General features: G+C 60.5%; 26 protein-coding genes. 11 read left to right on the forward strand and 15 right to left on the reverse strand.

Annotated elements, in window-relative coordinates:
• Positions 1 to 50: 50 nt before the first annotated feature.
• Positions 51 to 1,676, reverse strand: coding sequence for an AMP-binding protein (locus AKV04_RS13260; protein WP_054006896.1), 1,626 nt, complete (start codon positions 1,674 to 1,676; stop codon positions 51 to 53).
• A gap of 100 nt (positions 1,677 to 1,776) precedes the next feature.
• On the opposite strand from AKV04_RS13260, the gene AKV04_RS13265 reads away from it, so the two are divergent.
• Positions 1,777 to 2,697: a DMT family transporter gene (locus AKV04_RS13265; protein WP_054006897.1), complete on the forward strand. Its 921-nt coding sequence runs from the start codon at positions 1,777 to 1,779 to the stop codon at positions 2,695 to 2,697.
• Here the strand turns inward: AKV04_RS13265 and AKV04_RS13270 are convergent.
• A complete protein-coding gene (locus AKV04_RS13270; protein ID WP_054007168.1) occupies positions 2,694 to 3,272 on the reverse strand; it encodes a thymidine kinase in 579 nt (192 codons plus the stop codon). The two genes, AKV04_RS13265 and AKV04_RS13270, sit on opposite strands and share 4 nt — an antisense overlap.
• A 428-nt stretch (positions 3,273 to 3,700) precedes the next feature.
• Between AKV04_RS13270 and AKV04_RS13275 the strand changes: the two genes are divergently transcribed.
• Positions 3,701 to 4,153 (forward strand): hypothetical protein, encoded by a 453-nt coding sequence (locus tag AKV04_RS13275; protein ID WP_054006898.1) that lies wholly within the window; start codon positions 3,701 to 3,703, stop codon positions 4,151 to 4,153.
• Between the two features lie 86 nt (positions 4,154 to 4,239).
• Here the strand turns inward: AKV04_RS13275 and AKV04_RS13280 are convergent, their stop codons facing one another.
• The 5 genes from AKV04_RS13280 to AKV04_RS13300 all read right to left on the reverse strand — a co-directional run bounded on the left by AKV04_RS13280 (position 4,240) and on the right by AKV04_RS13300 (position 11,976).
• Complete coding sequence (locus tag AKV04_RS13280; RefSeq protein ID WP_054006899.1) at positions 4,240 to 5,601, reverse strand: DEAD/DEAH box helicase; 1,362 nt, start codon at positions 5,599 to 5,601, stop codon at positions 4,240 to 4,242.
• Positions 5,602 to 5,832: 231 nt separating this feature from the next.
• Positions 5,833 to 6,552 carry a hypothetical protein gene (locus AKV04_RS13285; protein ID WP_054006900.1) on the reverse strand — a complete coding sequence of 240 codons (720 nt, stop codon included), beginning with the start codon at positions 6,550 to 6,552 and terminating at the stop codon, positions 5,833 to 5,835.
• A 3-nt stretch (positions 6,553 to 6,555) separates the two neighbouring features.
• Positions 6,556 to 9,885, reverse strand: coding sequence for a carbamoyl-phosphate synthase large subunit (gene carB / locus AKV04_RS13290; RefSeq protein ID WP_054006901.1), 3,330 nt, complete (start codon positions 9,883 to 9,885; stop codon positions 6,556 to 6,558).
• A gap of 95 nt (positions 9,886 to 9,980) precedes the next feature.
• Positions 9,981 to 10,331 carry a DUF3147 family protein gene (locus AKV04_RS13295; RefSeq protein ID WP_054006902.1) on the reverse strand — a complete coding sequence of 117 codons (351 nt, stop codon included), beginning with the start codon at positions 10,329 to 10,331 and terminating at the stop codon, positions 9,981 to 9,983.
• Between the two features lie 85 nt (positions 10,332 to 10,416).
• On the reverse strand, positions 10,417 to 11,976 hold the full coding sequence (locus AKV04_RS13300; RefSeq protein ID WP_054006903.1) for an amino acid permease: 1,560 nt from the start codon (positions 11,974 to 11,976) through the stop codon (positions 10,417 to 10,419).
• Between the two features lie 297 nt (positions 11,977 to 12,273).
• On the opposite strand from AKV04_RS13300, the gene AKV04_RS13305 reads away from it, so the two are divergent.
• Positions 12,274 to 13,419 (forward strand): aminodeoxychorismate synthase component I, encoded by a 1,146-nt coding sequence (locus tag AKV04_RS13305; protein WP_082351646.1) that lies wholly within the window; start codon positions 12,274 to 12,276, stop codon positions 13,417 to 13,419.
• Entirely contained in the window at positions 13,377 to 14,027 is a 651-nt protein-coding gene (locus AKV04_RS13310; protein WP_407638436.1) for an aminotransferase class IV family protein, read from the forward strand. Before AKV04_RS13305 ends, AKV04_RS13310 begins: the two co-directional genes overlap by 43 nt.
• Here the strand turns inward: AKV04_RS13310 and AKV04_RS13315 are convergent.
• Positions 13,977 to 15,227 carry an SAM-dependent methyltransferase gene (locus tag AKV04_RS13315; protein ID WP_054007169.1) on the reverse strand — a complete coding sequence of 417 codons (1,251 nt, stop codon included), beginning with the start codon at positions 15,225 to 15,227 and terminating at the stop codon, positions 13,977 to 13,979. The two genes, AKV04_RS13310 and AKV04_RS13315, sit on opposite strands and share 51 nt — an antisense overlap.
• Positions 15,228 to 15,641: 414 nt before the next feature.
• A complete protein-coding gene (locus tag AKV04_RS13320) occupies positions 15,642 to 16,379 on the reverse strand; it encodes a M48 family metalloprotease (protein WP_054007170.1) in 738 nt (245 codons plus the stop codon).
• A gap of 174 nt (positions 16,380 to 16,553) precedes the next feature.
• On the opposite strand from AKV04_RS13320, the gene AKV04_RS13325 reads away from it, so the two are divergent.
• On the forward strand, positions 16,554 to 16,799 hold the full coding sequence (locus tag AKV04_RS13325; protein ID WP_054006906.1) for a hypothetical protein: 246 nt from the start codon (positions 16,554 to 16,556) through the stop codon (positions 16,797 to 16,799).
• Here AKV04_RS13325 and AKV04_RS13330 read toward each other — a convergent pair.
• Complete coding sequence (locus AKV04_RS13330) at positions 16,796 to 17,050, reverse strand: DUF167 domain-containing protein (protein ID WP_054006907.1); 255 nt, start codon at positions 17,048 to 17,050, stop codon at positions 16,796 to 16,798. The genes AKV04_RS13325 and AKV04_RS13330 overlap by 4 nt on opposite strands.
• A gap of 93 nt (positions 17,051 to 17,143) precedes the next feature.
• Between AKV04_RS13330 and AKV04_RS13335 the strand changes: the two genes are divergently transcribed.
• Entirely contained in the window at positions 17,144 to 17,725 is a 582-nt protein-coding gene (locus AKV04_RS13335) for a nitroreductase family protein (RefSeq protein WP_054007171.1), read from the forward strand.
• Positions 17,726 to 17,762: 37 nt separating this feature from the next.
• On the forward strand, positions 17,763 to 18,449 hold the full coding sequence (locus AKV04_RS13340) for an EI24 domain-containing protein (RefSeq protein ID WP_162232880.1): 687 nt from the start codon (positions 17,763 to 17,765) through the stop codon (positions 18,447 to 18,449).
• Here the strand turns inward: AKV04_RS13340 and AKV04_RS13345 are convergent.
• On the reverse strand, positions 18,443 to 18,718 hold the full coding sequence (locus tag AKV04_RS13345; RefSeq protein WP_054006909.1) for a DUF1467 family protein: 276 nt from the start codon (positions 18,716 to 18,718) through the stop codon (positions 18,443 to 18,445). The genes AKV04_RS13340 and AKV04_RS13345 overlap by 7 nt on opposite strands.
• Positions 18,715 to 19,119: a methylmalonyl-CoA epimerase gene (gene mce, locus AKV04_RS13350; protein WP_054006910.1), complete on the reverse strand. Its 405-nt coding sequence runs from the start codon at positions 19,117 to 19,119 to the stop codon at positions 18,715 to 18,717. The genes AKV04_RS13345 and mce overlap by 4 nt, the downstream gene beginning before the upstream one ends.
• Positions 19,120 to 19,291: 172 nt before the next feature.
• On the opposite strand from mce, the gene AKV04_RS13355 reads away from it, so the two are divergent.
• Together AKV04_RS13355 and AKV04_RS26215 are read left to right on the forward strand one after the other, a co-directional pair.
• The gene (locus AKV04_RS13355) at positions 19,292 to 20,035 is read left to right on the forward strand and encodes a response regulator (RefSeq protein ID WP_235815641.1); all 744 of its coding nucleotides are present in this window, start codon (positions 19,292 to 19,294) and stop codon (positions 20,033 to 20,035) included.
• 106 nt (positions 20,036 to 20,141) lie between these two features.
• A complete protein-coding gene (locus AKV04_RS26215; RefSeq protein WP_156317530.1) occupies positions 20,142 to 20,309 on the forward strand; it encodes a hypothetical protein in 168 nt (55 codons plus the stop codon).
• Here the strand turns inward: AKV04_RS26215 and AKV04_RS13360 are convergent, their stop codons facing one another.
• From AKV04_RS13360 to aspS, 3 genes are all read right to left on the reverse strand, one after another.
• A complete protein-coding gene (locus AKV04_RS13360) occupies positions 20,310 to 21,530 on the reverse strand; it encodes a DUF1501 domain-containing protein (RefSeq protein ID WP_202905621.1) in 1,221 nt (406 codons plus the stop codon).
• Positions 21,531 to 21,538: 8 nt separating this feature from the next.
• Positions 21,539 to 22,894 (reverse strand): DUF1800 domain-containing protein, encoded by a 1,356-nt coding sequence (locus tag AKV04_RS13365; protein ID WP_054006912.1) that lies wholly within the window; start codon positions 22,892 to 22,894, stop codon positions 21,539 to 21,541.
• A gap of 193 nt (positions 22,895 to 23,087) precedes the next feature.
• Complete coding sequence (gene aspS / locus AKV04_RS13370) at positions 23,088 to 24,866, reverse strand: aspartate--tRNA ligase (protein ID WP_054006913.1); 1,779 nt, start codon at positions 24,864 to 24,866, stop codon at positions 23,088 to 23,090.
• Positions 24,867 to 25,012: 146 nt separating this feature from the next.
• On the opposite strand from aspS, the gene AKV04_RS13375 reads away from it, so the two are divergent.
• Both AKV04_RS13375 and AKV04_RS13380 read left to right on the forward strand, forming a co-directional pair.
• Complete coding sequence (locus AKV04_RS13375; RefSeq protein WP_054006914.1) at positions 25,013 to 25,372, forward strand: YigZ family protein; 360 nt, start codon at positions 25,013 to 25,015, stop codon at positions 25,370 to 25,372.
• 54 nt (positions 25,373 to 25,426) lie between these two features.
• Positions 25,427 to 25,789: a diacylglycerol kinase gene (locus AKV04_RS13380; protein WP_054007173.1), complete on the forward strand. Its 363-nt coding sequence runs from the start codon at positions 25,427 to 25,429 to the stop codon at positions 25,787 to 25,789.
• The last annotated feature ends 8 nt before the right edge of the window (positions 25,790 to 25,797 follow it).

Raw genomic sequence — 25,797 nt, forward strand, 5'->3', positions numbered from 1 at the left:
TTTCCCTACTATCATTGGGTTACGATAGCCACTTGCTGCGCAGGCCACAATCACGCGTCCATCAGTTTCGCCACCGCGCGCAGCTCAAACTTCTGGATTTTTCCGGTCGAGGTCTTTGGAAGCTCGGTAAACACCACATGTTTCGGGGTTTTGAAGCCCGCCAGCCGGCCGCGGCAATGTGCGATCAACTCGGCCTCGGTGGCGCTCGCCCCCGGTTTGAGTTCGACAAAGGCGCAAGGCACCTCGCCCCATTTCGTATCCGGCTTGGCCACCACGGCGCAGAGCAACACGGCGGGGTGGTGCATCAACGCACCTTCGACCTCGACCGAGGAGACGTTTTCACCGCCCGAGATGATGATGTCCTTGGCGCGGTCGGTGATTTTCAGATAGCCATCGGGATGCTGGAAAGCGATGTCTCCGCTGCGAAACCAACCGCCCTTGAACGCCTCGGCGGTGGCCTCGGGGTTCTTGTAATAGCCCTTCATCACCATATTGCCGCGCAGGGCGATCTCGCCCAAGTGCTGGGTATCGCGGGGGACGGGATTGCCCTGGGTGTCGTGCAGTTCGGCCCCCTCCAGCATCGCCATGGCGACCCCGGTGCGGGCCTTCAGGGCAGATCGGTCATCGCCGGTGGCGGCATCCCATTCGGTCTGCCATAGGCATTCGGTGGCAGGGCCGTAGGTTTCGGTCAGCCCGTAAACCTGCGTCACATTGAAACCGAGCGGTTCAAACGCGGCGAGGGTGGCGGCGGGCGGCGGTGCGCCTGCGGTGAAGACCTCGACCGTGTGGGCAAAGCTGCGGCGGTCTTCGGGTTTGCAGTTGATCATGGTGTTCAAGACGATAGGTGCGCCGCCGAAATGCGTCACACCCTCATCCGCGATGGCGTCATAGATCGCCTTGGCGGTGACATCTCGGCAGCACACCACGGTGCCGCCCAGCATCGGGATCATCCAGGCATGGCACCAGCCGTTGCAGTGAAACAGCGGCACAATGGTCAGGTAAGTCGGAAACAACAGCATCCGCCATGCGATCGTATTGGCGGTGGTGGCAAGATACGCGCCGCGATGGTGGGTGACGACGCCCTTAGGCCGCCCGGTGGTGCCAGAGGTGTAGTTGATCGCAAGGCTTTCCCATTCATCGTCCGGCATCAGCCAGTCAAAGCCGGGATCGCCCGAGGCCAGCATATTCTCGTAGGTCTCATAGCGGCCCGAGGCGGTAAAGCCGTGGTCTACCACCTCGATGATCTGCGGCGCGGGGGTGGTCATCTGGGCGATGGCGGCCTCGGCCAAGGGCAGGAAGGCGGTGTCACACAGCAGCAGTTTCGCGCCCGCATGGCCGAAGATATAGGCGACGGTGTCAGCCTCTAGCCGCGTGTTGATGGTGTTCAGCACGGCCCCGCAGGCAGGCACGCCGAAATGGGCCTCGGCCTGCGCCGGGATGTTCGGCAGCAACGTTGCCACCACATCGCCGGGCAGGATGCCGCGCTGCGCCAGAGACGAAGCGAGTTGGCTGGTGCGGGTGGCATAGTCGGCATAGCTCAGCCGGGTGGATTTCCACACCAAAGCGGTGCGATGGGCGAAGACATTCGCCGCGCGGCGCAGGTGTGACAGCGGCGTCAGCGGCGCATAGTTGGCCCGCGTTTTGCCAAGCCCGGTTTCATCTGCCAGCCAGCCCATGTTGTTCCCTCCCCGAAACCCTGTGCGGTATGTCGCTTTCTGACGTGCAGAGTGGAAGCGTTCCGGGCAGTTGGAAAGCGGGAAACCGAAGGATCATGCCATGTCCGCGACGAAAGACCATACTTTAGCCGCAGCCGGGCTGATCCTTACCTATGCGATGATCATCGGCTTCACCGACAATTATGTGAAGGTGATCGCGTCCGAGGTCGGGCTGTGGCAGTTCCACTTCACCCGCAGTTGCATCGCGATGATCCTGCTGGGGCTGTTGGCGTTGGCGTTCGGGCTGCGCTTGCGCCCGGTGAATATGCGGGCGGTGTTGGCGCGCTCGACCCTGCATGGCTTGACGATGGTGATTTATTTTGGCGCTTTGGCGTTTCTACCGGTGGCCTTGGTGGCTGCAGGATTGTTCACTGCGCCGATTTTCGTGCTGCTGATCTCGCGCTTTGCCTATGGTCACGCCATTGGCCCGGTGCGGATTATCGGGGTGGCGTTGGGGTTTCTGGGCGTGATTCTGGTGCTAGGGCCGGAAGCGATGTCGGGTGCGTCCTTGGCGGCTTTGCTGCCGGTGATCGCCGGCGCGATGTATGCGATGGGCAATATAGCGACGCGGGAATGGTGCCCCAACGAGAGCGCTGAGACGCTGTTGGCAGGGTTTTTCCTGGCCCTGGGGGTGATTGGCGTCGTGGGATTGGCGGTACTGGCGCTGTGGCCGATTGCGGTGCCTTTGGGGACGGATGGGTTCTTGCAGCGCGGGGCAGTTTGGGCCTCGGGTGGTTTCTACTTCTGGACCGTTGTGCAGGCGGTGGGCTCACTGCTGGGGGTGGGCATGATGATCCGCGCCTATCAGCTTACCGAAGCCAGCCGGGCGTCGGTGCTGGAATATATCATCCTGCCCGCGTCGGCATTCTGGTCGTATATGCTTTGGGGCGAGACTTTGACCCCCTTGGCGGTGTTCGGCATGGTGCTGATTGTGGCGGCAGGGGCGATGATCGCGCTGCGGGCGAAGGTGCAGGAAGCTTAATCAGCGACGGCCTCGCGCCAATGGCGGCGGCAGAGCGAAACGTAGGTTTCATTGCCGCCGATCTGCACCTGCTCGCCGTCTTTCAGCGCCCGCCCATCCGGGCCGCGCCGGATCACCATCGTCGCCTTCTTGCCGCAGTGGCAAATCGTGCGGACCTCACGCATTTCATCGGCCCAAGCCAGCAGTGCTGCCGAGCCGGGGAATAAATTTCCTTGGAAATCAACGCGAAGCCCGTAACACATCACCGGCACGCCCAGATCATCCACCGCGCGGGCCAACTGCCAGACCTGTTCTTTGGTCAAAAACTGCGACTCGTCAATGAACACGCAGGCCACCCGACTTTGCGCAAAGCGGGTGGCAAGTTTTGCAAACAGATCATCCTCGGGCGCGAACGTATCCGCCGCCTCGCCAATGCCGATGCGGCTGGCAATCCGGCCCTCGCCTGCGCGATTGTCGAACTGCGCGGTGATCAGATAGGTCTGCATCCCGCCCTCGCGGTAGTTATGCGCGGCTTGCAGCAGCAGCGTCGATTTGCCTGCGTTCATGGTGGAGTAGTGGAAATAAAGCTTGGCCATGCGCCGATCTAGCGCATGGCCAAGGGCACTGGCAAGACCGTGCGAGGAAGTCACGGTGGCTTGCCGCAGCGAAACAACGGACACCAACTACAGACGGGCACACTGGCAACAGGCACATAAACAACACGGCACATACGCGGGTGGGGCCATAGCAGACCGGACTCAAATGGTTACGCGCGATCAGGCAAGCCCAAACGCAAACTCAAGTGGTAGGCTCGCCGCGCGACCGTGACACTTGCCCCAGATCACCCTGATGGGCCTATGCACGACGGAACCCCACCCACACCAACGCTGGGGGCGCTGGCCACTCACTACGCGTTCCGGTTGCCCGGAACACCTTTATGCATGACAAATCCTTAGGGCGGGATTAATGGGAAAAGATAGAATGAATTCCCCGGATTAGCCGAAATCGGAGGGTGGAGCGGATTATGAGCACCGAAAGCTATTTGAAAAAACACACCGAAGCGCTGGTGAAAGATGTCGGCATCGAGGCCGCTTGTGCGTTGACCGGCAAGTCAAAGGCGACGCTGGGGCGGTATTATTCGGATTCGGGTGAGCATGACGACCGCTTCATGCCGATTGACGTGGTGGCGCAGCTTGAATCGGCAGCGCGGTTTCCGCATGTCACCTCGGCTTTGGCCGATCTGCGCGGCATCACGCTCAGCTACGATCCCGAAAAGCGCAACGCCGACAGCAAGGGTGTGAATGCCGATGTGGTGGCGCTGGCGCAGCGCTTTGCCATGCTGATGGCTGAGTATAACACGGCGATTGGCGATGGGGTGATTTCGGTCAACGAGGCCAAGCGGATGCTGCGGGAAACCTTGGCGATTCAACAGGTTCTGCTGGATATGAAGCTGAACCTTGAGGATGAGGTCAGCTAGAGTTCACTGTCGTTAAGCTTAGAGTGATTTAGACATAGAAAAAGCGCCCGGATGATCTCCGGGCGCTTTTCATTTTAGGCTGTGTTTTAGCGCGGCGTGCGGGCGACAGCACTGCGCGGCTTGGCCGCACCATCAGCCCGACGCGGGGCAAAGCTGCCGCCAGCGGGCTTCGGTTTGCCCTGTGGCTTCGCACCGGGCTTGCCGGGGGCCGCACGTTGGATCGGTTGGCTGCCGGGCTTTTGACCACCACGACCCATGCCGGGGCGTTGGCCACGGTTCTGGCCGGGCTTCGGAGCCGCAGCCACCGCATCGGCCGCCCAAGGCGCGCCACCCAACACTGGGATCGGCTTTTTCAGCAGCTTTTCAACGGCTTGCAATTCGCCCATTTCCGCAGGTGCGCAGAAGGAAATCGAGGTGCCTTCCTTGCCCGCCCGCGCGGTGCGGCCAATACGGTGCACATAGTTTTCCGGCACGTTCGGCATGTCAAAGTTATAGACAAAGCGCACGCCGGGAATGTCGATGCCGCGCGAGGCCACATCGGTCGCCACCAGCACGTCCAACTCCGCCTTGCGGAATTCGGTCAGGGTGCGGTCGCGTTGGTTCTGGCTTTTGTTGCCGTGGATCGAGCCTGCCTTAAAGCCCCAAGCCACCAGCAGCTTCATCAGCTTTTCCGAACCGTGCTTGGTGCGGCCAAACACCAAGGCCTGCTCGCCCGGATGCTTCAGCAGATATTCTTTCAGCATCAAAGCCTTGTCGCCATTCGGCAGATAATGCACGCCTTGGTCGATCCGCTCTACCGGCTTGCCCGGAGGGGCAACTTGCACCTTGATCGGGTTTTGCAGATAGGTCGCGGCGAGTTCTTCAATATCCTTCGGCATGGTGGCCGAGAACAGCAGGGTCTGGCGTTTCAACGGGATATGCTTGGCGATTTTGCGCAACGAATGGATGAAACCCATGTCGAGCATATGGTCGGCCTCGTCCAGCACCAGGTAGCCGGTGGCGTGCAAGGACACATCGCCACGCTCCAACAAATCAATCAGACGGCCGGGGGTGGCGACAAGGATATCCGCGCCGCGTTTCAGCCGCTCAGCCTGCTTGAACAGGCTAGCGCCGCCAACAACCATGGCGACCTTCACCGAGGTGCCTTTGGTGAAAACCTCAAGGTTATCCGCGATTTGCGCGACAAGCTCGCGGGTGGGGGCCAGGATCAAAGCCCGCACGGTTTTCGGTGCAGGCGGATGGCCCAGATCAAGAATGCGGTGCAGCAGCGGCAGGCCAAACGCGGCAGTTTTGCCGGTGCCGGTCTGCGCCAGACCCATCAGATCTTTGCCCGCCATGATATGCGGGATCGCCTGCACCTGAATTGGCGACGGCATCTTGAGGGTGGTTTTTTCCAATGCTTTCAGGATGGTCTCTGAAAGCCCGAGGTCTGCGAAAGTCGTGGTCATAACAGTCTTTCCGGCAGCCAACAGCCGCCTTCCACCCCCGAAATCAGGGGCGGCAGTGGGAAGCGACACCCCCTCGCATCGGGCGCTTGCCCAATACCGTGGCCGTCGCGGAACCCCTGCGTGCGGTGGGAACCAGTCTCGGGGTCTTACACATGCTCACGCGGCACGGACGCTCCGATTGGGGGGAGATGGCGGATCGGCGGGGATTTGTCAAGGGGGGAGGGAGGCCGACTATGGCCGTTTGATTTCTATTGTTTTCGATTGTTTGTAAGAATGGGGATTGATCAGCAAGACTCGATCCCAAAATGGTGTGCCGCGAAGCTCATTCTCAATGAATTTTGCGTATGACTCAGATACGCCAACAGCGACACCCCCGCTGACCGCCAGCCACCACTCGCCAAACAGTTCCTTGGCCGACACGAGTTTCTCAGTTTTCCGTTTTATGGCATCTTGAGTTTGCTTGGAAAGCTGTTCAAGAACCCAACCTGCACTGTTGCGTGTGTTCATGCCTCCCAGAACAAAGGGCGTTTCGAAGCTATTTGACGACTTTAAGATTTCAATCTCAAGTTCGTTTGTTATCCGCTGCCGATGTGGGATAATTGCAGATGTTTGGCTGAGTTCGGACAAATAGGCTGTCAGTTTTCGTCTCGCAATGCGGAGTTCGATATCGATATCAAAGTCGAGACATACAAAATAGCTGTGCGTAAGGTTGCATCGAGGGAGATCTTTGAAGGCGGCCTCTAAGCTGCGAATAATGCTTGGTTCAATTTGATCGAGATTGTATTCCCGCCCATTTTTTTCAACGATATGAACAAGACGGGTGCATTCGACCCCGATGCGTTCACCGATAGAGAAATCGGGAAATGTATTGGGGCCGCTCGGTTCAAATATTACTTCACCGAGGCCAAGCGACTCGAGATACTCTTTGGTCGCTCGCTCAACGAAATCCATCTACTACCCTTGTAAAGTCCTTACCCCATAGCCCTCACCCCGAGCCTTCATCGCCTCGACCACTGCAATACTCGCCGCTGCGGTGGTGAAGTAGGGGATCTTGTCCATCAGCGCCACGCGGCGGATATCGCGGCTGTCGGTGACGGCTTGGGTGCCTTCGGTGGTATTCATCACCATGGCGATGTCGTTGTTTTTCAAGCGATCCACGATGTTCGGGCGGCCCTCATAAACCTTGTTCACCAGCGTGGTTTGGATGCCCTGAGCGGTCAACCAAGCAGCGGTGCCGCGGGTGGCGACGATCTCAAAACCCAAAGTCACCAGATCGCGCATCGCGGTGGCAAAGGCGGCGGTTTTGTCCATGTCTTTGATCGACACAAAGGCGCGGCCTGCGTCGGGAAGCGTCACGCCCGCGCCCATTTGCGCCTTGAGAAACGCCAGAGCGAAGGTGCGATCCCAGCCCATCACTTCGCCCGTCGAGCGCATTTCTGGCCCCAGAACCGGGTCAACACCGGGGAAGCGGGCGAAGGGCAGCACGGCTTCTTTCACGCTGAACCAAGGGGTTATCGGATCGGCGAGGGTGAAGGCATCGGCCAAGGGCAAGGGCGTATCGGGGCCAACGCCTGCGGGGTAGGGCGCGCGCATCGGGAAGTTCGACATCGGCTCGCCTGCCATGAGGCGGGCGGCGATGGCGGCAATTGCGCTGTCGGTGGCTTTGGCGACGAAAGGCACGGTGCGCGAGGCGCGCGGGTTGACTTCCAGCACGAAAATCACGCCGTCTTTGATCGCGAATTGCACGTTCATCAGGCCCACGACGTTCAGGGCAAGCGCCATCTGCACGGTTTGGTTTTTCAGTTCGGCAATGATCTCGGGCGACAGCGAATGCGGTGGCAGGCAGCAGGCCGAATCACCGGAATGCACGCCCGCTTCCTCAATATGTTCCATGATTCCAGCGACATGCACGTCTTTACCGTCGCTTAACGCATCTACGTCAACCTCGATAGCACCAGAGAGGTAGCTGTCGAGCAGAACCGGGCTGTCGCCGGACACCTGCACGGCGGTGCGGATATAGCGTTCAAGCTGGGCGTCGTCGCGGATGATTTCCATCGCGCGGCCGCCCAAAACGAAGGAGGGGCGGATGACCAAAGGATAGCCCACGTCTTTCGCCACGGCGAAAGCCTCGTCGCGCGAACGCGCGGTGCCATTGTGCGGCTGTTTCAGGTTCAGTTTGTGCAGAAGCTGTTGGAAACGCTCACGATCTTCGGCGAGGTCGATGGCGTCGGGGGTGGTGCCAAGGATCGGAATGCCTTCGGCGTGCAGCGCATTTGCCAGCTTGAGCGGGGTTTGGCCGCCGAATTGCACGATGACGCCATGCAGGGTGCCGTTTTCTTGCTCAACCCGCAGGATTTCGAGGACGTGTTCCAGCGTCAGCGGCTCAAAATACAGACGGTCCGAGGTGTCGTAGTCGGTGGAAACCGTTTCCGGGTTGCAGTTCACCATGATGGTTTCATAGCCCGCAGCGGTCAGCGCATAGCAAGCGTGGCAGCAGCAATAGTCAAACTCGATGCCTTGGCCGATGCGGTTCGGGCCGCCGCCTAGGATGACGACTTTTTTCGCGTTGCTGGGCCGGGCTTCACATTCCACATCGCCCATCGCGGGGGCTTCGTAGGTGGAATACATGTAGGGGGTCTGGGCTTCAAACTCGGCGGCGCAGGTGTCGATGCGTTTGAACACCGCGTTGACGCCAAGGTTGCGGCGGGCGCGGCGGATTTGTGCTTCGTCCCGGCCCGTCAGCATGGCAAGGCGGGCGTCGGTGAAGCCCATCATTTTCAATTTGCGGATGCCCGTAGCGTCCAACGGCAGGCCCTTGGCGCGAATGACGGCTTCGGCCTCGATGATTTCGCGGATGCGGGCGAGGAACCATGGATCGAAACTGGTGATTGCGTTGATTTCGTCGTCGGAAAGGCCATGCCGCATGGCTTGGGCGATGACGCGGAGACGGTCTGGAGTGGCTTTTGACAGCGCCAAGGTGATGGCGACTTTGTCGGGCGCACCGGGGATGTCGATTTCGTCGAAACCCGAAAGCCCGGTTTCCAAAGACGCCAGCGCCTTTTGCATCGACTCGTGGATGGTGCGGCCAATCGCCATCACTTCGCCCACGGATTTCATCGCGGTGGTGAGGTTGGGCTCGGAGCCGGGGAATTTCTCAAACGCGAAGCGCGGGATTTTGGTGACGACGTAGTCGATGGAGGGTTCAAACGAGGCGGGGGTGACTTTGGTGATGTCGTTGTCCAACTCGTCCAATGTATAGCCGACCGCCAGTTTTGCGGCGACCTTCGCAATCGGGAAGCCGGTGGCTTTCGACGCGAGCGCCGAGGACCGCGAGACACGCGGGTTCATCTCGATCACCACCATGCGGCCATCGGCGGGGTTGATCGCCCATTGCACGTTCGATCCGCCAGTTTCCACCCCGATCTCGCGCAGGACGGCGATCGAGCCGTTGCGCATGATCTGGTATTCTTTGTCGGTCAGGGTCAGCGCCGGGGCGACGGTGATGCTATCGCCGGTATGCACCCCCATCGGATCGATGTTTTCAATCGCGCAGATGATGATGGCGTTGTCGGCGGTGTCGCGCACCACCTCCATCTCAAATTCTTTCCAACCGAGCAGCGATTCGTCGATCAGGATTTGCGCCATTGGCGAGGCCTCAAGGCCCGAGCGGCAGATCGCTTCATAATCGTCGCGGTTATAGGCCACACCGCCGCCGGTGCCGCCAAGCGTGAAGGCAGGGCGGATGATGGCGGGAAGGCCTACGTATTCGATGGCGGCCATGCATTCGGCGACGCCTGCGGAAATGTCGTATTTACCTGAGGGCAGTTTTGGGGCAGCGATGATGGTGGCTTTGGGGTTTTCAAGCCCGATGCGGTCCATCGCTTCGCGGAACAATTTGCGATCTTCTGCCATTTCAATGGCCGGACGCTTGGCCCCGATCAGCTCAACATTGAACTTTTCCAACACGCCAAGATCAGCCAACGCCAAAGCGGTGTTCAGCCCGGTTTGGCCGCCCATGGTGGGCAGCAGGGCATCGGGGCGCTCTTTTTCGATGATTTTGGCGACGACTTCGGGGGTGATCGGCTCGATATATGTCGCATCCGCAAGGCCGGGGTCGGTCATGATGGTGGCGGGGTTCGAGTTGACCAAGATCACCCGGTAGCCTTCTTCGCGGAGCGCCTTGCAGGCCTGCGCGCCGGAATAATCGAACTCACACGCCTGACCGATGACGATGGGGCCTGCGCCGATGATCATGATGGATTTGATATCGGTTCTTTTCGGCATGCCCACTCTCCTGCTATTGCGCCCCCAATGCGCAAAACTTTGCGGGTTATAGCCATGCTCCGCCGGGGCGCAAGGGGCGTTGCGGGCGAAATTGGCTAAAGCTGGATGCCCGAGCGGTTGGCGACCCGCAGCATCAGCAGATAAAGCAGGAACGTCAGCCCGCAACCAAGCCCGAGCGCCAGCCAAAACCCTGTGCCGTTCCGCAAAAGAAATGGAATGAGCAGAAACATCGGCACCGAAGGCGCGATGTACCAGAGCGTAGCGCTGACATGCGAGGCCATCCGCGCAGGATCATGTGTATCACGCCACAGCCAGATCATCCCCAAGGCCGAGATCAGCGGCCGCGATGCGATCAGCGCCCCAAGCCCTGCATTGCGGCGCGCGACCTCAGAGGCAAGGGCGATCAAGACTCCGGAGATTGCGGCTTTCAGTAACAGATACATCATGGGGTTTCCGATGCAGAGGCACGGTAAGGAAAGGGCGGCCAGATGTTCCAGCCGCCCCCCAAATTCAAACTTGCAGCGTTAGGGGCTACTTCTGCCCGACTGCAGCCTCGGCTGCGGCAATCGCAGCCTTGCGTTTTGCAATAGCATCGCCAATCGGCGGACCCTGGAACCGGCGGTTTTCAAACCCAACCCAAATCAAAAGAGCCAGAACGATGAAGCCCAAAGTGATCTCTAGCGCCCAGTCGTTTGGCGGCTGGATGCCGATGTAGAACATGATGGCCATCGAGATAATCGACAGAACGGCCATCAGTTTGTAGGTGCCCACGCCGATATTCCATGGCCCCATGGCGGGCCATTTCGGACCGCCAATCGCAATCAGACCCAGCGTAATCGGCAGGGCGAAGGACAGGAACAGGAAGATGACAGTGCAGGACACCACGATCGAATAGGCCGGGGTGCCGGCAATGGTGATGGCCGACGTCAACCACACGAACAGCACCGACAGGACCGAGGCAGTCCAGATCGCATTCACCGGCACGCGGTGTTTCGGGCTGACGGTTGCCAGTGCTTTTGATGCACCGGGAATGCCGCCATCGCGCGAGAAGGCAAACAACATGCGGCTGGCCGAAGTAACCGTGGCTAGACCGCAAAGCCATTGCGACACGAAGATCGCGACATAGAGCACGGTCTTCAGGGTCGGATTGACGGCGCTGTCCATGCCCCAGAAGAACACGTTCCAGCCTTGCTTGGCAGCGTCATCCATATTCGGCAACATCAGCACGAACGAGCACAGCATGATCCAGCCGAACAGGCCTGACCAGATCACCGAGGAGACCATACCCTTGGGCACCGAAACCGAGGCTTTGACGGTTTCTTCGGCAGTATGGGCCGAGGCATCATAGCCAGTGATGGTATAGATCGGCAAAAGCAGCCCTAGAAGGAAAGCCATGCCGCCGCCGACGGCCACAGGCCAAACCGATGATGCGCCCTCGGTTCCGGTGTAGTTGCTGAAGGTCCAGAGCCGCGAGAAATCCCATGAGCTTGCCGAGAACAGGCAGGCGAAGGTCAGAGCCGCTGCCGTGGCAAGGATCAAAAAGCCCGAAAAATCGGTCAGTTTCGCAGTGAGTTTGATGCCGAAATGGTTCACCGCCGCCTGAGCCCCGGTGATCAACGCAACGAAAATTACCCGGTGCGACAGCGTGTCTTCCAAGCCGATCAAGGGCCCAAACGAGCCGAAGAAGAAGTAGAAGGTGCCGACGTTGATCGCCCCCAACACGGTGATCAGCCCCAGCAGGTTCAGCCATGCCGACAGCCAGCCGGTAAAGCGGTTCCCCAAGATCGAGCCCCAGTGGTAAAGCCCGCCCGCCGTCGGATAGGCCGACGAGATCTGCGCCAGAGCCAGCGCAAAGACACCCGACATCAGCACGCCCAGCGGCCAGCCAAGGCCAATCGCGGCACCGCCTGCACCCGAGGTGGCCTGCCCGAGCGAGTTGATCCCGCCCGAAAGAATACAAATAATAGAAAACGAGATCGCAAAGTTAGAGAAACGGCTCATTGAGCGTTCCAACTCTTGCGCGTAGCCCATGCCATGCAGAACTTTCACGTCTTCATGGTGGTCTTTATCGGTATAGTCTTCCGATGCCATTCAGTTACCCTCCGAACCGTTGATTGGTCGTTATTATCGTTGGCGGTGCGACGTTATGCCGTCCCTAGCCGTAGGGAAGCGCGGATTTTACAGTCTGGCAAGCACTGAATAGATATTTTCAGAAATCAGCGACGGGCGGGCCGGGTTGCGATCTGCGACGGACATTTTTGCGTCGCAAATGCGCAAAAGACGGGCGGCCCCAAATTCATAAAATGGCTGGCACTGGATTTGCAGGCAGGGCTGGCCTAGGTGATGCGGCTGGCTTAAATGTCAGGCAGGGCAACAAGGGGCGCGGGCGTGATCCTGATCGAAGACGGACCTCTGGGGAAGCCAGCGCTGTTTGACACTGCTGAAGCGCTGATCGTGGCGCGGGCTGCGGATGAGGTGGCCCCGGCTTTGGCGCAACTTGACGCCATGCGTGCGCAGGGCAAATGGCTCGCGGGCTATATCAGCTACGAGGCTGGCTATGCGTTAGAGCCAAAGCTGGCGGGGCTGATGCCAGCGGCGGACCCCACGCGGCCCTTGCTGGCGTTCGGGGTGTTCGCCGGGCCCAGCGATCCGGCGCAGGTGCTGGCTGAGGCGAAGGCCGAGGCGCGCGGCGTGGCGGTCGCGGCGCTGGAGCCTGCGATCAACCGCGCAGAATACGGCGCCGCTATGGACCGCGTGATGTCCTATATCGCGGCAGGCGATTGCTATCAGATCAACCTGACCTTTCCGCTGCGCACGCGGCTGCTGCAAGGCTCGGCCCTTGGGCTCTATGCTGCGCTGCGGGCGCGGCAGGCGGTGGGGCATGGTGCCTATCTGGATCTTGGCGTGGGGCCGGTGCTGGTCTCGCGCAGCCCGGAATTGTTTTTGCGCACGACGGCGGCGGGACGGATTGAAGCAAGGCCGATGAAGGGCACAGCCCCCCGCGACGCTGACCCCGTGCGCGATGCGGAACTCGCCGAGGCGTTGCGGGGCAGCCCGAAGGATCAGGCGGAAAACCTGATGATCGTCGATCTGTTGCGCAATGACATCAGCCGGGTGGCGCAGATCGGCTCGGTCAAGGTGCCGGAACTGTTCGCGGTGGAACATTACGCAACGGTGCATCAGATGGTCAGCCGGGTGGTCGGGCAACTGATCGAAGCCCCCAGCATGACCGCGCTGATGCCAGCCCTGTTTCCCTGTGGATCAATCACCGGCGCGCCGAAAATCCGCGCGATGCAGATCATCCACGAGGTCGAGCCGTTCCCGCGCGGCGTCTATTGTGGTGCGATGGGCTGGATGGCCCCGGATGGCGCGTCGTCGTTCAACGTCGCGATCCGCACGTTGTCGGTGTTTCCAGATGGCGCGATAGAATTGAATGTCGGCGGTGGTGTGGTGCAAGACAGCACGCCCGATGGCGAATGGGAGGAGGCGTTGTGGAAAGCGCGTTATCTGCAGGGGCTGGTGCGCCCGGCCTAAAGCTGATCGAGACGCTGTGTTGGGATGGCGCTGCATTGGTGCGCTTGCCCCTGCATCTGGCGCGGCTGTCCGCTTCGGCGCGCAGCTTGGGCTGGGGCTATGATCCGGCTGTGGCCGAGGCGGCGCTGCGGGCAGCCGTGCCAGCGGCGGCCGCGCGGATGCGGCTGACGTTGGATGCAAGCGGCGCAGTTGAGGTGCAGGCGGCGGCTTTGCCTGCGGGCAAGGCGGTGTGGCGGGTGAGCTTGGCAGCTGACCGGCTGACCTCAGACGATCCTTGGCTGTCGGTAAAATCGACAAAGCGCGCGGCCTATGACGCGGCACGTGCCAGTCTGCCGGATGGCTTCGATGAGGTGATTTTCCTCAACGAGTGCGGCGAGGTCTGTGACGGCTCGATCACCACGGTGTTTTTCGATCAGGGCGAGGGGCTCTGCACCCCGCCGCTCAGCTGTGGCCTGCTTCCGGGCGTGCTGCGCGCCGAAATGCTAGCGTCAAAAGCCGCGCGCGAGGCGGTTTTGCGCAGCGCCGATCTTGCAGATGTGCGGCTCTGGGTGGGCAATTCACTGCGCGGCCTGATCCCAGCGGTTTTTGTGCAAAAGGTCGGGGCGTGACGCCTCGGTGATGTAATCGCGCGTCAGCGGCACTGCATCCTGTCGGTTGGCAAGCTGCATCTGGAACACGCATTGCCGCCCTTCCCGGAAGGTCATCTCAGACGCGATCAGATAATACCGCCACATCCGGCAGAACCGATCATCATAAAGCGCACGAATTTTATCAATATTGGCCTCGAAGCGGTACAACCAGTGCGCCAAGGTCATGGCGTAGTGCAGCCGCCAAACCTCGATATCCGTCGGCCACAGCCCGGATTTCTCCATCGCCGCCGACATTTCGGACAGGACGGGCACATAGCCGCCGGGGAAGATGTATTTTGTGATCCACGGATTGGTCGCACTCGGCGGTGCGGCGCGACCAATGGTGTGGATCAGCGCGATACCATTTGGGGCAAGCAGGTTTTTCACTTGCGCAAAATATTCGGGATAATGCGGCACGCCGACATGCTCGAACATGCCAACCGAGACGATGCGGTCAAATGTGCCGGTCAACTGGCGATAATCCATCAGCTGAAACGACACGCGGTCGGACAGGCCAGCTTCGACTGCGCGCTCCACTGATCGTTTGTATTGCTCTTGCGAAAGCGTCACGCCCAGCACTGTCGTGCCATAATCTTTGGCCAGTGTCAGCGCCATGCCGCCCCAGCCCGAGCCGATATCCAACACCGTCATGCCCGGTTTCAGGCATAGCTTTGCGGCGATATGCGCCTTCTTTTGCTGTTGCGCCTGTTCCAGCGTGTCATCAGGATGGATGAAATAGCCGCAAGAATACTGCCTGTCGGCGTCCAGAAACAAATCATAGAGCGCGCCCGACAGATCATAGTGATGCTCGACGTTGGCGGCAGATCGCTGGGTGCTGTTGAACTGCGCCGCCCCGCGCAGCATCACCCGCACCGCATCCTGTATCCGCCGCCACCAGACCAGTGCGCCACCGCCTTTGGTGTTGGCAATCACCAGCGCCAGCAAACCGCGCAGATCATCCGCGTCGATGGTCAGGCTGCCATCCACATAGGCCTCGCCCAAAGCCAGATCGGGGTTGCGCGCCATGCGGCCGACAAGCGCGGGGTCGATCACCCGTACGGTCACGGAAGGTGCATCGCCGTTGCCATGGCGTTGCGTCGAGCCGTCTGGAAAATGAAGGATCAGCGTGCCTTGCCGGATCAACTGCGCCAACATTCTATTCAAAATGGTCGTCCACATGATCATACCCTTTTTGCGCCCTGTGAGCATGGCTTTGGCACATCAATGGTCTCAGCTTTGGAACCGACACGCGGGCGAAATGGCCCTTAGTTTCCATCGGCAAAGACAGAAATGTGGCTTTGCTCAACGAACCAAGCCCAATTCGGTTCCCAATATATCACATGACCTTGACTTCACTGCATCCAAAGCGACCCTCGACGGCAAGCCAGCGGAGCACGTTGCGCGCATTGTCTTTATCTCGGGTTTGCGGGACTTCGCCCGAAACCCTCGGGAGCGCCCGGTGCAGCGGTCGGCGCGATCCGGGTAGGGTGGCGTTTGACATATCGGGTTTGATGTTGGTTAATCAAACCTAAACGGACACCTGTTAAGTCCTTGATATTGCGTGGCAGGGGTCATGCGCCACGCGTGGACAGCCTAAACGCCGCGCAGCTTAGCGACCACAGCGGCGACCAAAGCCTTGCGCTGCCGATTGGCCGGATGGGTGCCCAGAAACTGATCGCCGGGATCGGGCAGCCGATCAAAAAAGCCCGTGCCCTTGACCGGATCATAGCCGGCGTGAAACGCAATCTCGGCCCCGATGGCGTCGGCCTGCAATTCATATTCCTTCGAGAACTGCCGCGTCGCCAGCCCCGCCCCCATTTTCTGCGCCTGCTGAACCTCATCCTGCCCGGCCCCGGAAGCGGCGGCCAATATCCCCGCCATCATCGCGCCGGATAGGGCCGTTTGTTCCTGCTTGGGTATGTGACCCAGAATGTGATGACCGGCCTCGTGGCCCAACACGAAAGCGATCTCATCGGCGTTGCGGGCATCGGCGATCAAAGCCAGCGAGAATGCAATGATCGGCCTGCCTGACTTGTCGACGGTTTGGAACGCGTTGGCGGGCTGGCCGGGGCGGTCGTCGATCACGATCTGAAAATCGCAGCGATGCGCCACATGCTGCGCGCGGCAGTAGGCCTCGGCGACAGGTTCCACCCGCTGCACCACGGTCAGAAAGTTCACCGCCGCCGCCCGCGATGCCAACGCACCGCCGGTTTGCGAGGGTTGGGTCAGCACCTGTGCGGCGCTGTCGCTTGGGGGCAAGGGTGGCATCCCTGGCTGTACGCAACCCGCCAGCAGTGCCGCCGCCAAAATCCATCCTGCCTGCCGCTTCATCACGCTCGCCTTCGCCGCTGTCCTGATACTGCCCATATCAAACCCGTTGCGGTTTCATAGCCCCATCTGGGCCCGATCTGGCTGCACTTTCGCTTGAACGTGGCGCGGATGCTTGACCCTGATCACAATGCGGGCTCATCTGGTTGTAATTTGATCCGGGACAGGAGCCTTGCGATGTTCACCATCGAGCATGAATTCGACGCCACCGTGATCACATTGGTGGATGAGGGTGAGCCGGACAGCCCGTTGCAAGAGGACATCACCATTGATGCCTTCGCCGAATGTGTGGTGCTGCGGCAGATGGATCAAATGACCGATGAAGTGGTCGTGATCACGTTTTCCATCGCGCAGTTGCGTGACCTTGCGGCGGCGTTGGATCTGCCGGAGGGCAGTTACCGGATCGAGCCGAAGCAGCCCTAATCCAGCCGGAACACCTTGTTGCGCGAGATTGCGCCGCGCAGCAGGGTCAGCCGGGATTTGGCGACACCAAGGGCATGGGCCAGCGCCTCGGTGACGGCAGCGGTCGCCTTTCCGTCTTCGGCCGCGGCGGTGACGCTGATTTTTATCATGCTGCCGTCGCGGGTGATACTGCTGCGGCGGGCGCGCGGCGTGACTTTGCAGGAAAACTCTGTCCCTGAAACCGCCAACTCTGCCCACGCGCCTTTTTGCATGGGGACAGAGTGCAGAAGCCAGTGTGCAAGGGCAAGCCCACTTGACGAAGGCCGCCCACACCGCCACCTCTGGCGCAAAGGAGTCCCTATATGATGCACGACGCTTCCGCTTTGACCCAAGATGCCTTCGATTTTCTGCAAACCCGGCAATCGCATCCGGCTAAGCTGTTCAAAGGCCCTGTGCCCGCGCGTGCCGAACTGCTGGAAATTCTGACCGCAGCCACCCGGGTGCCCGATCATGGCAAGCTGGAGCCCTGGCGGCTGGTGGTGCTGGACCGCGCGGCCATGCTGCGGCTGGGCGATCTGGCCGAGGCGCGGGCTCGGGAGATAGGGGCGGACGATGAAAAAATCGCCAAGGGGCGCGGGCAGTTTGATCTGGGGCAGTTGGCGGTGGCGGTGATTTCCTCGCCGAAAGCCTCGGATAAGATCCCGCTGTCAGAGCAGATATTGTCGGCCGGGGCGCTGTGCTTTGGCGTGCTCAACGCGGCTTTGGCGAAGGGCTGGGGGGCGAATTGGCTGTCGGGTTGGCCCTCGCATGATCCGGTGTTCGCGGCGCAGGCGTTTGGCTGTGTGGGCGATGAGACGGTTGCGGGCATCGTGCATATCGGCACAGTTGTGACGCCGATTTCTGACCGCCCGCGGCCTGATTTGTCGAAGCTGATCACATGGGCCTGATCGGCGGCGGCGTGAGCACCGGGAGTATCGGGACATGATCTTCAGTGATTTCGCCAAGGCGTTGAGTCAGCTTGGCGATGGCCGGTTTCTGCGGGTGATGCTGTTAGGGGTGGCGCTTGCGGCGGCGCTGCTGACCGGGGCCTATGCGGCGTTGTTGTGGCTGATTGAGACCTTCACGCCGGGCAGCATCGACATCCCTTTCGTTGGACCGGTTGGCGGCTTGGATACGCTGCTCAGCTGGGGCTCGATCCTGTTGATGGTGGTGCTTTCGGTGTTTCTGATGATCCCGGTCGCCTCGGCCTTCTCGGGGCTGTTTCTGGAGGATGTGGCGCAGGCGGTTGAGGATCGGCACTATCCCAGTTTGCCAGCGCCAGAGCGCCAAAACCTTGGTGATACGCTGATTGATACGGCCAATTTCATTGGCCTGCTGCTGGCGCTGAATACCGGGGCGCTGCTGCTTTATCCGTTTGCGGGGCCGTTCAGCCCGCTGCTGTTTTGGGGCATGAATGGTTATTTGCTGGGGCGAGAGTATTTCACGCTGGTTGCCACCCGCCGTTTGGGGCGGGATGGTGCGCGCGCGATGCGCCGCGCCTATAGTTTGCGGATTTGGGCGGCGGGGGTGCTGATGGCGGCCCCTTTGTCTATCCCGCTGATCAACCTTGCAATTCCTGTGTTAGGCGTCGCCACCTTCACCCATATGTTCCATCGGTTGAATCGTCAGTAACGGTTGGCCCACAGCCCGAACACATCCAGATCGGCGATGCCCCAGCGACCTGAAGTGATCAGCAGATAGAGAATGGCGAAGATTACAATCGTGATCAACGTGGTCAGTTGGGCTTTCGGTTTGATCATGGCTTCGGCGGGGGCAGAACGCGGCGTGCCGGGTTCGACCTCACCCATCTGCGCCTGGCTTTTGAAGCGCAGCGGCAGCACGCAGAAAAACACCATGAACCAAGTGACCGAAAACAGCACCAATGCGGCGGTGATTGTCATGTTTGCTCCAATTCCACCAAACAGCCGTTGAAGTCCTTGGGATGCAGGAACAACACTGGCTTGCCATGCGCGCCGATTTTTGGCTCTCCTGAACCCAGAACCCGTGCACCACTGGCTTGAAGATGGTCGCGCGCGGCCAGAATGTCATCCACCTCGTAGCAAATGTGATGGATGCCGCCTGCGGGGTTTTTCTCAAGGAAAGCCTTGATCGGGCTATTATCGCCCAAAGGATACAGGAGCTCGATCTTGGTGTTTGGCAGTTCGATGAAGATCACCGTGACGCCGTGGTTGGGCTCATCTTGGGGCGGCCCGACTTTCGCCCCCAAGGTATTGCGGTACTGATCCGCCGCCGCGGTCAAATCCGGCACGGCAATCGCGACATGGTTCAGGCGGCCAATCATGGGCAGGCTCCTTGCAAGCTGATGCTGGCCTTATGGATGCAGCGCGGGGTTCCGGCAAGGGGGCGCGCGGTCGCAGGGTGGGTTGAAAAATTTTACCAGCGGCGGTGGCGTTTACGATTTATGCACCAAAACCGTGGAAGACTGGCTGGGTCGATTTAGCCGCAGGTCCGCCATGCCCAGCCAAATGCCCCATGATCCGCCGCTGCCGCCCGGTTTTGCCTTGCCGAACCTTGTGGCGGGGGCAGAACTGCCGCTGCAGGGTGTCACCATTCTGGCGGTGGAGGATAGTCGCTATGCCTGTGAAGCATTGCGATTGATGAGTCAGCGCGCGGGCGCGCGGCTGCGCAGGGCGGATACGCTGGCGCTCGCGCGGGCGCATTTGCGGGTGTACCGGCCTGATGTGGTGATTATTGACCTTGGTTTGCCGGATGGCCGGGGCGAGGGTTTGATCCGCGAGTTGGCGATGGCGCGGCAGCGGCCGCTGGCGGTGCTTGGCACTTCTGGCAATCCAGACGGTCGGGGCGCGGCTTTGGCTGCGGGGGCAGAGGGGTTTCTCGATAAGCCTTTGGAAAGTTTTGCAGAGTTCTGCATGGTTTTGCGGCGGTTTTTGCCGGGGCTTGCGCCGTCGCTGGTCGAAGATGCGGTGATCTGTCCCGATCCATTGGCGTTGCAGGACGATCTTTCGCGCGCGGCAGCAGCGCTTTGGGCAGAGCCGGATGCGGCGGGGCGGCGGTATCTGGCCGGGTTTGTGCTGGGCGTGGCGCATCACGCGCATGACAGCGCCTTGGCGCGGGCGGCCAGTGCTGCGAGCGTGCCGAATAGCGGTGATCTTGATCAGTTGCGCGGCTTGATTGATAAGCGACTGACGGTCGCGAATATAACGACAGCTTTCGCCGCTAAGCCTGAGGCTGTGTGACGCGGCGCAGCCCCGCAATCACCACGGCTTTGGCCAATACGCAGCATGGTTTCGCCCCAATCACCGGGCAAAACCGCGCCACCAGACGTTATAGAAAGTGCCATTGATGTCCGCCAAACAATGCTTTCTGCGTGACGAATCGGGTGCGGTTTTTGCGGAATGGGTGGTGATCACCGCCTTTGTGGTGACCTTGTGTATGGTCGCGATCACGGCTTGGCGTGGCGATGCGGATTTAGCTGACAACCGCGCCGTGGCGGTGATGTCCGGTGTTTGATTATAGCAATATCCGGGGGTCTGTGCCCATTTTCAGACCCGGAAACACAGCGTTTTCCAGTACGGACTGGTCAATGCCATACAGCCCTTGGATCGCATGGGCCGCCCAAGCCCGCACGTCGGAAGTGGGCATCAGATCGCGACGCTCGTAAAGATTGGCCTCCGACAGCCCCGGCCAATCCCCATAGACCTTGCCGCCGTTCAGCGCGCCACCCGCCATCACCATCACCCCACCGGTGCCGTGATCGGTGCCTGTCGTGCCGTTTTCGCGCGCGGTGCGGCCAAATTCGGTCATCGCCAGCAGCAAGGTTTTGCCCCAGACTTTCTCTCCCAACCCGGTTTGCAGCCGCAGGATCGCGTATTGCAAGCGGGCGAGAGACTTGGAAAGTCCGCCCGCTTGACCCCGGTGGGTATCCCATCCCGTCATCGAAAACGCAGCAATCCGTGCGTCTTGCTTTAGCTTTCCAGCAGCGTAATCAACCAGTTGCTCGACGTCCTGCACCTTCAGGCCGGCCATTTGCGACGGGTCTGCCGCCATGGCCAAGTCGCCATTGCCGGCATCTGCCAACTCCATCGCCTCTTGCGAAGCGGCGTGGAACAACGGATCGGATTCGTAGACCTTGTCAAACAGCAGCCGCGCTTGCGGCGTCAGCAGCAGCGTGGTCTCGGGTGACCAGTTGCGCACCTCAGCGGGGCCTTCCAGCAGCGGCATCGCAACTTGGCCGATGGAATAGGCGGTTTCAGAGGTCAGGCCCTTTTGGGTCTGCAACAGCCGGTTCAGCCAGCCGTCCTTGACCTGATTGAGCGGCACATCCATGCCGGTGCCAGCCTCCAGCATGTCTTGGCCGACAAAATGGCTGCGCTTGTCGCGGTAAGGCGTCGACGTGGCGTGGACAAAGCCCAACTGGCCCGCGCCCCACAATGGCATCAAATCGCCAAAGGCCGGATGCAGGCGGAAAAATCCATCAAGGTCAGCGGCTTGCGGGTTCAAAAGCGTGGGGCGCAGGGCGGCGTAATCGGCATCGCCTTGCGGCTGCACCACATCCAGCCCGTCCATTGCGCCGCGCAGGATGATCACGATCAACCGATGATCGCCAAGGGCGCGCCCACCATTGGCACCCGCCATCGTCACTGTGGTCAGCATCGGATGCGCAGCAATCGAGCAGCCCAGCACGCCGCCGAGCCCGCGCAGAAAATTCCGTCTGTCCATCGAAGCTGTCATGGCGACCCTCATCTGCGGTTGAATTCGGCGGAGGCCAGCACGAGGCCGACGCCCTGTGTGATATCTTCGGCGCGGGCGGCCCCCCACAGCAGCGGTTCGCTGGCGCGGTCGGCAAGGCAGGATTGCGCCAAGGCCACAGGATCGGGTAGCGGTTCCGCCAACCGGGGCGGCACCCGCATCGCCCAAGTGATGCGGCGGGCGAGGCCCTGCGGCGTGATCCATTCCTCGGCGGCCTCTTCAAAGCCATTCGGGCCTGCGGGGCGTTTGAAGGGTTGGCCCATGCCCGCCATCGGGGCCAAGACCTGGCCGCGAAATTGTTTGTAGGGCATTTGCTGAAGCTGCTCGCCCGTGACGCCCAAAGCGCGCAACGAGGCGACCATGAAATCAAAGGGTTGTCGGGCCTTCTCGGTGGTCCCCACCCAAGCGGCGGGGTGACCCAGCAGGGCGGTATAGGTTACCATCAGATCGCCACCAGAGCCGTTGTAGGCCGCAGCAATGGCTTTGACGAGATCGGCATCGGGGGTATCCGAGACGAAATGCACCGCCAGTTTGCGCGCCAGATGCTGTCCGGTGGCGGGCTGCAGCGCGAGATCGCGCAGGGCGGCGTGGATATTGTCCATTCCCGGCGCATCATAGGTCTTGCCCAGTAATTCGCGCGGGCCCGGTTCGGCCCGGCGCGGTTGAAACTCCATCAGCAGATCGGCGTTCATTGTCAGCCCGGCGAGGATTTTGGCCATCTCGGTGACATCGGTCTGGCTGTAGTTCGCACCGACGCCCATGCTGTGCAACTCGATCACCTCGCGGGCGAGGTTTTCGTTCAAGCCTTTGTTCTGGTTCTTGCCGAAATGCGAATTCGGCCCGACCGAACTGGATTGATCGAGATAGCTGAGCATCGCCGGATGCAACGTCGCCGCCGTCAGCATATCGGCGAAATTGCCGGTCAGATGCGGGCGGATGGCATCGTCGACCAAGGCGTAGGGGAACAGCGCTTCAAGTTGCCGCTTGGCGATGACCGAGAAATGGTCGGCCCAAAACGTGGTCAGCCGTTCGCGAAAGCCATCGGCACTGTCCAAAGCACGGGCGAAGGTGATCACGCTGGCGGCTTCGGCGGCAGTGCTGAAATCTTGCAGCAGCGCATCGCGTTTGGGGTTTTTGGCGGCGGGTTTTTTGCCAGCTTTCTGGATTTGACGCAGCTGTTGGATGTTGGGGACCAAATCCGCAGAGTTGCGGATCGGCCATGTCTGCATCGCCTCGTCAGGCCCGGCGAGCATTTCCAGCACGGCTTCGGCTGACGCTGGCGCGCCTTTGGGTTGCGGCAGGCCATAGCCAAAACGTATCGCAGCAAGGGTACGTAGCTTCGACATCGTTTTCGAACTCCGGTTCACACGGCCACGGCCTGCCTTTGGGAAAACATAGGCCTGCGTGGACAGAATACCACCGTTTCGGGATCAAAAATGCGGCATGGGCATGGGGTGGCCGAAGTCTGCCCCACACAGAGCGGAAAGCCGCTTGTGGGATGGCCTGCGCGGGCAGGCCATCCGGATCACCGCTGAGGCGTTACTCTTTCGGGGCGACGCGCAGGGACAGTTCGCGCATCTGGGCGTTTGTGGGTTCTGACGGTGCTCCCATCAGCATATCTTCGGCGCGTTGGTTCATCGGGAACATGATGACCTCGCGGATGTTCGGCTCATCCGCCAGCAGCATGACGATGCGGTCGATGCCAGCGGCGCAACCCCCGTGCGGCGGGGCGCCGTATTTGAAGGCTTTGACCATACCGCCGAAGCGTTTCTCGACCTCGGAGTTCGGGTAGCCTGCGAGTTCAAAGGCTTTGAACATGATTTCGGGTTTGTGGTTGCGGATGCCGCCACTGATCAATTCGTAGCCGTTGCAGGCCAGATCATATTGATATGCATAGACTTCCAGCGGATCGCCGTTCAACGCATCCAGCCCGCCTTGCGGCATCGAGAACGGGTTGTGCGAGAAATCAATCTTGCCGTCGTCGGTTTTCTCATACATCGGGAAATCGACGATCCAGGCGAATTTGAAGCAATTTTGCTCGGTGAGGCCAAGCTCGCGGCCGATTTCATTGCGGGCACGGCCAGAAATGGCCTCGAAGGTTTCCGGTTTGCCGCCGAGGAAGAAGGCGGCGTCGCCGAGGCCGAGGCCGAGTTGTTGGCGGATGGCTTCGGTGCGTTCGGGGCCGATGTTCTTGGCAAGCGGCCCTGCGGCTTCAATGCCAGAGCCATCTTCGGCCTCGCGCCAGAAGATATAGCCCATGCCCGGCAGGCCTTCCTTCTGCGCAAACGCATTCATGCGGTCGCAGAACTTGCGGCTGCCACCGGTTGGGGCGGGAATAGCGCGGACCTCGTTACCGGGTTGTTCCAACAATTTGGCGAAGATCGCAAAGCCGGAGCCTGCGAAATGCTCGGACACGTCCTGCATCTTGATCGGGTTGCGCAGGTCGGGTTTATCCGAGCCATACCATTTCAGGCTGTCGCGGTAGGCGATCTTGGTCCAGTCGGAATAGACCTTTTTGCCCGGTGCGAATTCTTCAAAGATGCCCTGAACAACGGGCTGCACGGCGGCAAACACGTCTTCCTGCTCGACAAAAGACATTTCAATATCAAGCTGATAGAAGTCGGTGGGCGAGCGGTCTGCGCGCGGATCTTCGTCGCGGAAGCAGGGCGCGATCTGGAAGTAGCGGTCAAAGCCCGCCACCATGATCAGTTGTTTGAACTGCTGCGGTGCTTGCGGCAGGGCATAGAATTTGCCGGGGTGCAGGCGCGATGGCACCAGAAAGTCGCGCGCACCTTCGGGCGAGGATGCGGTGATGATCGGGGTTTGGAATTCGGTAAAGCCCTGATCCCACATCCGGTTGCGCATTGAGCGCACCACGTTCGAGCGCAGCATCATGTTGCGGTGCAGCTTTTCACGGCGCAGATCGAGGAAGCGGTAGGTCAGCCGGGTTTCTTCGGGGTAGTCGACATCGCCAAACACCGGCAATGGTAGTTCCTCGGCGGCACCCAGCACGGTGAGGGCGGTGGCGTAGACCTCAATCTCACCCGTTGGCAGTTTGGCGTTGACCAGCGACGCATCGCGGCCTTTCACCCGGCCATCAATCCGCACCACCCATTCGGCGCGCACTTTGTCCATATCGGCAAAGGCGGGGCTGTCGCTGTCGGCGATGACTTGGGTGATGCCGTAATGGTCGCGCAAGTCGATGAACAACACACCACCATGATCGCGCACCCGATGCACCCAGCCAGAAAGGCGGACCTCATTGCCCACATGAGATTTGTTCAGATCGGCGCAAGTGTGGCTGCGATAGGCGTGCATGGACTTCCCCTTCACGGAGGCTGGATCGGTTTTGCCCGATACACTCTGCCGACCGGGTGAAGTCAAGCCCATGGCATTGCGCTTTGCTATTTCATCTTGGCTCAAATATCCCCGCCGGAGGCTTCTACAGAGGATAAGAGGACGGCATGTTGCAGATCGTCGATGTTTTGCGGGATCGTGGCTCGCGTTATGCGGTGTCGGGCGGACCCGTGCAGGGGCGTGCCGGAATAGAGGCGTTTCTGGCCGAGTTGAAGCGGGCCAAGAAATTCGCCAAGGCGACACATAACACCTGGGCCAGCGTTTTGTCGGACGAGGGGGCTGTGAAGGGTGATGACGGTGAGGCGGGCGCGGGGGCGGTGATCCTGAAGATGTTGGAGCGGGCGGAGCTGCGCGATCATATTGTGGTGGTGACGCGCTGGTATGGTGGGGTGCATCTGGGCGGCGATCGCTTTGCGCATGTGGTGACTTCTGTGCGCGCTTATCTGGACGCGCTTGCCAAGGCGTGAGGCTTGCTAAAATCGGGGGCTTGCGCTTGGATGGTTGCCTGAATGGGGGGAGCCATGCGGGATATTTTGCGCGCCGAGGCGCGGCGGCTTGCCAATACGGTGATTTGGTCGTGGGACGGTTGGGTTGCTGCTTGGACGACGGAAAAGACGCTGCGGCAATGGACAGTGGTGAACCTGCTGTCGGCGGGGCTGGCATTTTCGTTGGATTTGTCGGCGGCCGAGCGCAGTTTGATCCTTGCGCTAGGCCTGTTGGTGCTGGCGGCGGAGTTGATGAACACCGGGTTGGAGGAAGCGGTGGATTACATCTCAAAGGTCGACGATCCGCGCGCCAAGAAGGCGAAGGATTGCGGCTCGGCGGCGGTGGCTTTGACAGCGATAGCGGGTGGCGTGGCTTGGGCGGTGATCCTGATCGGCTAGTGCGATCA

The sequence above is a fragment of the Cypionkella psychrotolerans genome (genome assembly GCF_001294535.1).
Taxonomy (GTDB): Bacteria; Pseudomonadota; Alphaproteobacteria; order Rhodobacterales; family Rhodobacteraceae; genus Cypionkella; species Cypionkella psychrotolerans.

Coding starts and splice junctions, on each gene's coding strand:
- AKV04_RS13260 (WP_054006896.1), bottom strand. CDS start 1,676: ATGGGCTGGCTGGCAGATGAAACCGGGCTTGGCAAAACGCGGGCCAAC.
- AKV04_RS13265 (WP_054006897.1), top strand. CDS start 1,777: ATGTCCGCGACGAAAGACCATACTTTAGCCGCAGCCGGGCTGATCCTT.
- AKV04_RS13270 (WP_054007168.1), bottom strand. CDS start 3,272: ATGGCCAAGCTTTATTTCCACTACTCCACCATGAACGCAGGCAAATCG.
- AKV04_RS13275 (WP_054006898.1), top strand. CDS start 3,701: ATGAGCACCGAAAGCTATTTGAAAAAACACACCGAAGCGCTGGTGAAA.
- AKV04_RS13280 (WP_054006899.1), bottom strand. CDS start 5,601: ATGACCACGACTTTCGCAGACCTCGGGCTTTCAGAGACCATCCTGAAA.
- AKV04_RS13285 (WP_054006900.1), bottom strand. CDS start 6,552: ATGGATTTCGTTGAGCGAGCGACCAAAGAGTATCTCGAGTCGCTTGGC.
- carB (WP_054006901.1), bottom strand. CDS start 9,885: ATGCCGAAAAGAACCGATATCAAATCCATCATGATCATCGGCGCAGGC.
- AKV04_RS13295 (WP_054006902.1), bottom strand. CDS start 10,331: ATGATGTATCTGTTACTGAAAGCCGCAATCTCCGGAGTCTTGATCGCC.
- AKV04_RS13300 (WP_054006903.1), bottom strand. CDS start 11,976: ATGGCATCGGAAGACTATACCGATAAAGACCACCATGAAGACGTGAAA.
- AKV04_RS13315 (WP_054007169.1), bottom strand. CDS start 15,227: ATGTGGACGACCATTTTGAATAGAATGTTGGCGCAGTTGATCCGGCAA.
- AKV04_RS13320 (WP_054007170.1), bottom strand. CDS start 16,379: ATGAAGCGGCAGGCAGGATGGATTTTGGCGGCGGCACTGCTGGCGGGT.
- AKV04_RS13325 (WP_054006906.1), top strand. CDS start 16,554: ATGTTCACCATCGAGCATGAATTCGACGCCACCGTGATCACATTGGTG.
- AKV04_RS13330 (WP_054006907.1), bottom strand. CDS start 17,050: ATGCAAAAAGGCGCGTGGGCAGAGTTGGCGGTTTCAGGGACAGAGTTT.
- AKV04_RS13335 (WP_054007171.1), top strand. CDS start 17,144: ATGCACGACGCTTCCGCTTTGACCCAAGATGCCTTCGATTTTCTGCAA.
- AKV04_RS13345 (WP_054006909.1), bottom strand. CDS start 18,718: ATGACAATCACCGCCGCATTGGTGCTGTTTTCGGTCACTTGGTTCATG.
- mce (WP_054006910.1), bottom strand. CDS start 19,119: ATGATTGGCCGCCTGAACCATGTCGCGATTGCCGTGCCGGATTTGACC.
- AKV04_RS13355 (WP_235815641.1), top strand. CDS start 19,292: ATGCCCAGCCAAATGCCCCATGATCCGCCGCTGCCGCCCGGTTTTGCC.
- AKV04_RS26215 (WP_156317530.1), top strand. CDS start 20,142: ATGTCCGCCAAACAATGCTTTCTGCGTGACGAATCGGGTGCGGTTTTT.
- AKV04_RS13360 (WP_202905621.1), bottom strand. CDS start 21,530: ATGACAGCTTCGATGGACAGACGGAATTTTCTGCGCGGGCTCGGCGGC.
- AKV04_RS13365 (WP_054006912.1), bottom strand. CDS start 22,894: ATGTCGAAGCTACGTACCCTTGCTGCGATACGTTTTGGCTATGGCCTG.
- aspS (WP_054006913.1), bottom strand. CDS start 24,866: ATGCACGCCTATCGCAGCCACACTTGCGCCGATCTGAACAAATCTCAT.
- AKV04_RS13375 (WP_054006914.1), top strand. CDS start 25,013: ATGTTGCAGATCGTCGATGTTTTGCGGGATCGTGGCTCGCGTTATGCG.
- AKV04_RS13380 (WP_054007173.1), top strand. CDS start 25,427: ATGCGGGATATTTTGCGCGCCGAGGCGCGGCGGCTTGCCAATACGGTG.